Origin of the sequence: Chamaesiphon sp. VAR_69_metabat_338, from assembly GCF_031423935.1 — a bacterium.
Lineage (GTDB): Bacteria > Cyanobacteriota > Cyanobacteriia > Cyanobacteriales > Chamaesiphonaceae > Chamaesiphon.
In genome coordinates, this window is the sequence record NZ_JANPGM010000245.1 from 1 (window position 1) to 2,797 (window position 2,797).

Consider the following 2,797-nt stretch of genomic DNA (forward strand, 5'->3'; position numbering starts at 1 on the left):
GATTGTTGAGATGTTGGGTTTCGTTCCTCAACCCAACCTACGCCTCTTCACCCAAAAGATGCGATCGATCGGTTTTTGCTAGCGATCTTAGGTATGGAGATCGATCGACCCAATCGATCGAGATCGTGGTGAAAAGCTAAGCAAGTAACTGTTGAATATCGATCTTCAGATCGGGAAAAGCCAAAGGGGAAATCAACCCGCTTGTATAAATGGTTTCAGATTGATAACTAGCGTTGGCGGAGCCTCCGCGTTGTGAAATAGTTAGATCGCGAAAGACAACTAAGGCTGATGCTTGTAGATTCAGCACCCAATATTCTGTAATTCCCGCATTAGCATAGAGATCTTTCTTCATGCCTAGATCTTTAGCAAGGGTAGAATTAGCAACTTCAACCAGCCAAAAGATATCTTCTGGGTAGGGTTGTCGATCTCGATATAATGTCGATCGAGTTCTAACAACCGCAATGTCTGGCTCTGGTTCGGAGTTATCGGGCAAGGTAATCGGATGAGCTTCGCGGACTTTTGCTCGATTTCCCAACAATCTGCGTAAATACTCAGCGATTTCACCGCAGTAGGACGAGTGCGGGGCACCTTCTGGCGACATCTCAATAATTTCCCCGTTTACTAGTTCTACTTTTCGCTCGTCGAGGATGCCAGTCTCGATTATCTGGTGATAATCTTGGAGACTCCATTTAGCAGTTACGATCGTCATTGACGTTTACCTCACAGGTTGAGATAGTACAGATATTTTATCATCAAGTTAATATCAAACGTGCGAGCTTGTGATATCCTACACAAGCTCTATCTCGGTTTTGTAGTGCCTTTCCGACAAGCAAGAAACACCGATCTAACCAAATCGATCGAAATATCTAGTCAGCCAAATAGTATCGATCGATTATTACTGCCTGACAATCTCAACGATACACCCTGGGAAAAGCATCGACGATTTGCCGATCGGGTTCAGTTGCATTATGCTGGTTCAAAATTTGAGCGATATGCCGAGCGAATTGCTTTATGTAGCCAATTGTTAGAGTTTGATTTGAAAGCAGCAGATGGTGACGCGATGAGACTCCAACTCAGATCGACAAGATTTTGTAGAGTGCGGCATTGCCCAGTTTGCCAGTGGCGAAGAAGTTTGAAGTGGAAAGCAAAAGCCTATCAGGTGTTACCAAAGGTCATCGAGCAGTATCCGACTCATCGCTGGCTGTTTATGACTTTAACTCGGAAAAATATCCATATTACTGAGCTGCGAGACACTTTAACGGAGATGAATAAAAGTTTCAAGCGAATGGTCGGGCGGAAGCTGTTTCCAGCAATTGGCTGGTTAAAAGCTACAGAAGTTACCAGAGGAAAATATGAAACTGCTCATCCACATTTTCACTGTCTATTAATGGTTCCAGCTAGTTACTTCAGTCATGGCTATATCAAACAGTCCGAATGGGTCGAGCTGTGGCGAGACTGTCTACGATTAGACTATAACCCTGTCATCGATATTCGGGCTGTGAAGAAGGATCTGAACCCTTCTGTGCTAATTCCTGAATTACTGAAATACTGCACGAAAGAAAGCGATATGGTGGCCGATCGGGAGTGGTTTTTGGAGCTAACGCAGCAACTTCACAATATGCGGGCAATTTCTACCGGGGGTGTGTTGAAAGAATATCTACGAGAATTAGATTCAGATCCGATCGAATCAGTTGAGACAGAGGGTGACAAAGCGGGAGAAGAACGTAGACAGCTATTGTTTGGGTGGCAGCAGAGCAACAATAAATACAAGATAGTTAGCTAATTAGCACACTACTAGAATTAGTAGGGATAATTGCAAGCTACAGACAGACGCACAAATAGTACGAGATATTGCATTCCAGCAATTTAGAACGTAGATAGATCCCCCAAAACTGGAGCGCGGGCGCATTGGGAATATCACTAAGTAGATAGGGTTTAGCATGATGTATTACCGTAACCTAGCTATCGCTTTGCGAAGTCCGATCCAGCAGAAGTAGCGTTTACTACTTCCGCTCAATCGATCTACTTTTATTTAGTGGATTTAATTTTTCCAATTTCCATTAGTAGTTTGATTACCTCAAGAGTGATTTTTGCTAACTTTAGAACTTGGTAAATTTCAACGAGATGATAGATCATAGATTTGTTGTGTATTTAATTAGTGGGTAGGTGCTAATCAAACTTCAGTTCAAATTAATGTTTATCGGCTATGCCACCAATCATCTATTCAAGTAACCTTATATCTCAATAAAAATCCAGCCTGACAGAATCATCAGACTGGTATCTTTATCTAAAACATTCGATTCGTCTTGGTGATTGCGAAGATCTACCCACCCCGCCCTATGGGCACCCCTCCCAAGAGGGGATTTTTCTACGCAATACAAAATCTAATCTTTGCCTTGCTCCTAAAGTCCCCTCCTCGGAGGGGTGGGTTGGGTCTACGCAACTCACAATCTATCCTCTTCTCGCAGCCGCAGCTTCATCAGGATGAATGCCCAGACGAGTCAGGTTCACGCGTCCCTTATTGTCGATTTCGCGCACCTTGACGATCACTTCGTCGCCGACGCCGACTTCATCTTCTACCTTACCTACGCGATAATCGGCGAGTTGGGAGATGTGGATCATCCCTTCTTTGCCCGGTAGCAGCTCCACGAAGGCACCGATCGGGATGATTCGGGTCACGCGTCCGGCATAAACATCGCCTTCGTTGAGGCGGCGGGTTAAGCCTTGGACGATTTGAATCGCGCGTTTGGCTTTCTCGTTATCGACAGCAGATACGGTTACGGTACCATCATCGTCG

At 44.6% G+C, this 2,797-nt stretch carries 3 protein-coding genes; 1 reads left to right on the plus strand and 2 read right to left on the minus strand.

Annotated elements, in window-relative coordinates; genetic code table 11:
- Positions 1–136 precede the first annotated feature (136 nt).
- A complete protein-coding gene (locus RMO84_RS07260) occupies positions 137–709 on the minus strand; it encodes a Uma2 family endonuclease (protein WP_310487799.1) in 573 nt (190 codons plus the stop codon).
- Positions 710–814: 105 nt separating this feature from the next.
- On the opposite strand from RMO84_RS07260, the gene RMO84_RS07265 reads away from it, so the two are divergent.
- Positions 815–1,783 carry a protein rep gene (locus RMO84_RS07265; RefSeq protein ID WP_310487800.1) on the plus strand — a complete coding sequence of 323 codons (969 nt, stop codon included), beginning with the start codon at positions 815–817 and terminating at the stop codon, positions 1,781–1,783.
- Between the two features lie 668 nt (positions 1,784–2,451).
- On the opposite strand, the gene RMO84_RS07270 is transcribed toward RMO84_RS07265, so the two are convergent.
- Positions 2,452–2,797: S1 RNA-binding domain-containing protein (locus RMO84_RS07270; protein WP_310487801.1), on the minus strand; the 346-nt coding region annotated here is incomplete at its 5' end.

Bases quoted from the DNA above. Each gene is read 5' to 3' on its own strand.
- RMO84_RS07260 (WP_310487799.1), bottom strand. From the start codon at position 709: ATGACGATCGTAACTGCTAAATGGAGTCTCCAAGATTATCACCAGATA.